This window comes from Clostridium sp. CAG:43 (assembly GCF_000434655.1).
GTDB classification, from domain to species: Bacteria; Bacillota; Clostridia; order Lachnospirales; family Lachnospiraceae; genus Otoolea; species Otoolea fessa.
In genome coordinates this window covers 1-5214 of the sequence record NZ_FR894986.1, presented here as the reverse complement: position 1 = coordinate 5214, position 5214 = coordinate 1, and the positions used below count along the sequence as shown (strand labels likewise).

Genomic DNA, 5214 nt, shown 5'->3' with positions numbered 1-5214 from the left:
CGCCACAGACTCCAGCAGCCGCTGGTACGCACTTCCGCACCTTCTACCGGTGCCTGATTCTGGTCGCCGTAGATCGTTCCCTCAGTACAGCTTCCGTTCGTAATAAAGACAAAATCATCCTCAGTCAACGCGATTTCCTTCTTCTCGCCGCCCTTCACGTACTCGATCGCCTTCGCAACCTTTTTCTTACCCTGGATGTCAAACCGCACATTCGTAACCTCGGTGCCAAACTGGATCTGGACGCCTGCCGCCTCCAGATATTTCTGCATCGGCAGAATCAGCGACTCATACTGGTTGTAACGCGTAAATTTGAGTGCCGAGAAATCCGGAAGTCCGCCGATGTGGTGGATAAAACGCTGAAAATAGCGTTTCATCTCTAATGCACTGTGCCAATTTTCAAACGCAAACATTGTTCTCCAGTACAGCCAGAAATCCGAATCAAACACCTCATTATCAAACACATCCTCAATGGATTTGTCATACAGATCCTCATCCTTCGTGAAGAACAGCTTCATGATCTCCATGCTGCCTTTCTGGCTCAAGCGGAATTTGCCGTCCGTGTGTGCGTCCTCGCCTCGGTTGACCGTCGCACGACAGAGTGAGTAGTTCGGATCGTGTTTATTCAGCCAATAATATTCATCGAGAACTGATGCCCCCGGCACCTCCAGGGACGGGATGCTGCGGAACAGATCCCACAGGCACTCAAAATGATCCTCCATCTCGCGGCCGCCGCGCATCACATATCCACGGGTCGGATCCTGAATACCGTCACATGCACCGCCTGCTACCTCCATCGCCTCCAAAATATGGATATTTTCTCCCGGCATCTGTGCGTCTCTCACAAGAAAACACGCCGCCGCCAGAGAAGCCAATCCACTTCCGACGATATAAGCCGATTTGCCCTCAATTCCCGCCGGTTTCTCCGGGCGCGCAAACGCCTCATAATTTCCCTTCGAATAATAAATTCCCTTGCTGTTTTTCTCCTGGCTGCCGCGTTCCGTATTCCGGTAATCCGAAGCCGACTTAACCACTTTTCCTGCCTTTTTCCGCTTCGACGCCGCTGCCGCCAGCCCCGCTCCAACTGCCAGTGCCGATACCGCACCCGCTTTCCATGCTTTCTTATTCATGTCCTGATCGCCCCTGCCTTTCTTCAACTTTCAAACCACTTCTTTTTTACATTACCCCGATATCTAGTTTTTAATACTATCTAATAGTAGTTTGATAGTAAAACTTTTTTGGAGAAAAGTCAAGGGCATCATCTTCTGGCACTTCCCGTTTGCCTTTGGTCATTCCATTTTCTTACTACCTTTTGTACTGACTTTTCATGAGCTTTGGCTTTATACTTCTTGGCTTTGAATTGATTGTAAAATGTGGATCCCAAGTATTTTATCTCTATTGGTCTTCCTATTTTACTTTTCTTACGATTTACTTTTAGAAGTAGCTTAGATTCAATATATTTTGTAATTGAGTCCATCACTCTTTGGGCAGTTTTCTGACTTATCACTTCTATGTAATGAATTGTAAAAAAGCTTTCATTTATTATTTTTTTGCCTTGTAAAAATAAAAAGCACGATTAATAAAATAACCGGGAACAATAGCCCAACTCCCATACCTGCACGAATATTGTCTCCTGCACTTTGTGTAACACGTCCAACAATCCCCGGACCTATGCTTCCACCCAGGTCCCCCGCCATAGCAAGCAAAGCAAACATAGCCGTTCCACCTGCCGGAAATCTTTCTGATGAAATACTGATTGTGCCGGGCCACATAATCCCAACAGAAAAGCCACAGATAATACATCCAATCAAACCTGATATCGGATTCAACGATACAGAAGCAAGCAGGTAGCATATCACACATAAAATTCCAGATCCGATCATAAATTTCATCAGATCCATTTTATCACCATATTTTCCGAAAATTATACGACTGATCCCCATTGTAACAGCAAACATGCAGGGACCGGCCAGGTCACCAACTGTCTTTGACAGCCCCAGAGCAGCTTCCGCATAAGCAGATGCCCATTGTGCCATAGCCAGTTCTGATGCACCGGAGCAAATCATCAAACATATGGAAAGCCAGAAAAGAGGTTTTCGAAACAGTTCTTTTATTCCCATTCCTTCCCCCTCATCTACCAAATGCTCGATCGGACAGGTTGCAAAATTATAGATATTTATGGCCGGAACAAGCGCCCATAAGACAGCCAGCCATTTCCAGCTGTCCATGCCAAACACCGCAAAAAACAGTGTAGAGATCACAATCGTTCCCACTGCTCCCCAACAATAAAAAGAGTGAAGAAGACTCATCGTTGCCTCTTTGTTATCAAATGGACACGCCTCCACGATCGGGCTGCAAAGCACTTCAATCAGACCACTTCCGACTGCATATACAATCACACTCAGGATAATTCCAACAAGCGGTTCCGGCAAAAGCTCCGGCAAAAAAGCCAGACCAACCAATCCTGCTGCGGAACATACCTCAGAAGTAACAATACAGATGCGATACCCTATTTTGTCCACAAACTTTGCACAAAACAGGTCTACCAACAACTGTGTAAGGAAAAAGCAGGTAGAAATCAATGCGATTTTTCCAAGTGCAATCTGATAATCATTATGAAATTTCAAAAATAACAATGGGGCAAAATTAGCTGCAATTGCCTGTGTAATAAATCCCATATAACAGGCTATTTTTGTTTTCCGGTAATTTGGCATGGTCATCACTCCTCGTTTTTTATTGAATTATATAACATAATATCTTTATTTTCATTGATTTATTTCCGAAATTTATTGTATAATATCGTAAAGTATGTTTCAAAGAGTGGGGTTTCTATGAATATAAATACAACCTATACCAAAATCATTACAGGTGAAGATTTGATGGAGACAGCTCAGCACGGAAGCACTTTCTATCCTTTCCAGTTTTACTATGAAGATCTGTCCGTTTTTGATTTCAACTGTATCGAATGGCACTGGCATACTGAATTGGAGTTTATTTATATTGAATCCGGAACCGTTACTTTGTGGATTGGAGAATACCAATTTCATTTAACCGAAGGAAATGGCATATTCATTAATACAAAGGTACTCCATCGCCTTTATTCTCCCTCAAAAGCCCTCATTCCCAATTTTGTATTTATGCCTTCTTTTATTGCCCCTTGCGACAGCCTGATTTATCAGAAATATATTCTGCCGATCATTTCTTCCTCATTTCCATTTCTCGTATTTCATAAAAAAGTATGCTGGCAAGCAAAGGTTTTATCTATCATGCGGCAAATTATTTCTGCACAGGATTCCGTTCTATCCAAAGAACTCCTTACCAGTTCTCTCCTTCAGAATCTCTGGCTGGAAATATTTGAAAACACAGACATTTCATACCAGGAAGAACACAAGGATCATTCAACCGCTTCTCAAGCCCGGTTACAGCTCATGCTGCAATTTATCCATCTAAATTACTCACGGAGTATCTCATTGGATGACATTGCAGAACAGGCAATGGTCAGTAAAAGTACCGCTTTGAATCTGTTTCGGAAATATTTACATATAACGCCGGTTAACTATCTCATTAACTACCGTTTAAAACAGGCCGGTCAGTTGCTTTCAAAAACCGAGAAAAAAGTCAGTCTCATTTCTTCTGAGACAGGATTTCATAACGTTGACTATTTTTGCAGATTATTCAAAAAACGCTACCAATTAACCCCAACGGAATACCGGAAACAGAAAAGCCGCTGATTGGGACGGCGCTGCATTTCCGGCTGCCATCCGCGGGATTCTGGTCAATGCCTCCCACAACGCGGTGAGGAAGATAGGGTTTCAAGTGCGTGTTTGACCACTTTCTCTGTTTCATCCAGCGTCCAGTCGTGCATGGTTCCTGCCTTGCCGAAACTCATGCAGCCGACACACAGCTTGGAGATTTGAATATCCGTATTTCCTAAAGTTGTATATTCCATTGCAAAACCTCCTTCAGAACTATTCCTGTGCCGGAGTCTAAAGACTCATCGAAAGGTTCTCCAGCCACAACATCTGGCATCCACATAATCTCCTCTGCACCAAAAATGTCGATTTCCATATTTATATTTGAGATTCTGATAAGCATTACAGCGGCTTTTGAAAAATCTGTATTGATTTTTCTGAGCGAGGTGTTATAATCGGTATATACCGAAAATAAAAGGAGGAACGCGTCCATGCCAAGACCGCCACGGTGCCGTCGGATTTGTGGCGCACCACAAGTTGATACCTTCTGCCCCAATGGGTGCGAGAATACCAAGCCGATCCTGCTGACGCTGGACGAATACGAGGTCATTCGTCTGGTTGACTTGGAGCAGCAAACCCACGAACAGTGTGCCGCGCAAATGGACATTTCACGCTCTACCGTGCAGGAGATTTACGAAGTCGCACGGCGCAAGATCGCAGCGTGTCTTGTCCACGGGAAACCGCTGCACATCACCGGGGGAAACTACCGCATCTGCGGAGGGCAGGAGGCAGCCCACTGCGGCCGTTGGTGCCGGATGCAGAGAGCCAACACAGAAAAATCCAACAAAAAATGCAAAGGAGATTCCATTATGAAAATTGCAGTTACCTATGAAAACGGTCAAATTTTTCAGCATTTCGGTCATACCGAACAGTTCAAGCTTTATGAAGCTGCAGACGGCAAAATCACTCATGCGGAAGTTGTTGATACCAACGGCAGCGGTCACGGCGCACTGGCAGGCTTCCTGATGCAGAACGGCGTGGACACTTTGATTTGCGGGGGCATCGGTGGCGGTGCCCAGGCAGCTCTGGCCGAAGCGGGCATCAAGCTCTACGGCGGTGTCAGTGGGGACGCTGACGCAGCAGTGAGCGCATTGCTCAGCGGAAATCTGGGCTACGATCCCAATGTTCACTGTGACCACCATGACCATGAGCACGGCGAGGCTGGTCACACCTGCGGTAATCACGGCTGCGGTAAGCATAGCTGCCATTGATATGGAACGCACATTGACACAACTTCCGTTCTGGTCATCCTTGACCGAACACGAAATGGACACGCTACGTCGAAGTGCCTTTGTCCGTCATTATGAAAAGGGTGCGTTCGTTCACAGCAGCGACAATGAATGTCTCGGAATGCTGTTTATTCTTTCCGGCGAGATCCGCACCTATCTTCTCTCTGATGAGGGGCGGGAGGTAACGCTGTTCCGCCTGTATCCGGGCGAACTATGTGTGCTTTCCGCCTCCTGCG

The 5214-nt window shown here is 45.6% G+C and carries 7 protein-coding genes; 3 read left to right on the top strand and 4 right to left on the bottom strand.

Features of this window, described 5'->3' with window-relative positions:
• Both QVO97_RS00465 and QVO97_RS00460 read right to left on the bottom strand, forming a co-directional pair.
• Positions 1–965 (bottom strand): oleate hydratase (locus QVO97_RS00465; protein ID WP_369678359.1); only part of this gene is annotated, 965 nt, incomplete at its 3' end.
• A gap of 567 nt (positions 966–1532) precedes the next feature.
• Positions 1533–2711 carry an MFS transporter gene (locus tag QVO97_RS00460; protein WP_022358482.1) on the bottom strand — a complete coding sequence of 393 codons (1179 nt, stop codon included), beginning with the start codon at positions 2709–2711 and terminating at the stop codon, positions 1533–1535.
• A 117-nt stretch (positions 2712–2828) separates the two neighbouring features.
• Between QVO97_RS00460 and QVO97_RS00455 the strand changes: the two genes are divergently transcribed.
• A complete protein-coding gene (locus QVO97_RS00455; protein ID WP_022358481.1) occupies positions 2829–3728 on the top strand; it encodes an AraC family transcriptional regulator in 900 nt (299 codons plus the stop codon).
• A gap of 44 nt (positions 3729–3772) precedes the next feature.
• On the opposite strand, the gene QVO97_RS00450 is transcribed toward QVO97_RS00455, so the two are convergent.
• Positions 3773–3946 carry an aldo/keto reductase gene (locus QVO97_RS00450; protein ID WP_022358480.1) on the bottom strand — a complete coding sequence of 58 codons (174 nt, stop codon included), beginning with the start codon at positions 3944–3946 and terminating at the stop codon, positions 3773–3775.
• Complete coding sequence (locus QVO97_RS00445) at positions 3928–4182, bottom strand: hypothetical protein (RefSeq protein ID WP_288188478.1); 255 nt, start codon at positions 4180–4182, stop codon at positions 3928–3930. The genes QVO97_RS00450 and QVO97_RS00445 overlap by 19 nt, the downstream gene beginning before the upstream one ends.
• Between QVO97_RS00445 and QVO97_RS00440 the strand changes: the two genes are divergently transcribed.
• Both QVO97_RS00440 and QVO97_RS00435 read left to right on the top strand, forming a co-directional pair.
• Entirely contained in the window at positions 4181–4960 is a 780-nt protein-coding gene (locus QVO97_RS00440; RefSeq protein ID WP_022358479.1) for a DUF134 domain-containing protein, read from the top strand. The genes QVO97_RS00445 and QVO97_RS00440 overlap by 2 nt on opposite strands.
• A gap of 55 nt (positions 4961–5015) precedes the next feature.
• Positions 5016–5214, top strand: a 199-nt coding sequence (locus QVO97_RS00435; protein WP_288188477.1) for a cyclic nucleotide-binding domain-containing protein, incomplete at its 3' end; no start/stop codon positions are given.

Bases quoted from the DNA above. Each gene is read 5' to 3' on its own strand.
- QVO97_RS00460 (WP_022358482.1), bottom strand. From the start codon at position 2,711: ATGCCAAATTACCGGAAAACAAAAATAGCCTGTTATATGGGATTTATT.
- QVO97_RS00455 (WP_022358481.1), top strand. From the start codon at position 2,829: ATGAATATAAATACAACCTATACCAAAATCATTACAGGTGAAGATTTG.
- QVO97_RS00450 (WP_022358480.1), bottom strand. From the start codon at position 3,946: ATGGAATATACAACTTTAGGAAATACGGATATTCAAATCTCCAAGCTG.
- QVO97_RS00440 (WP_022358479.1), top strand. From the start codon at position 4,181: ATGCCAAGACCGCCACGGTGCCGTCGGATTTGTGGCGCACCACAAGTT.
- QVO97_RS00445 (WP_288188478.1), bottom strand. From the start codon at position 4,182: ATGGACGCGTTCCTCCTTTTATTTTCGGTATATACCGATTATAACACC.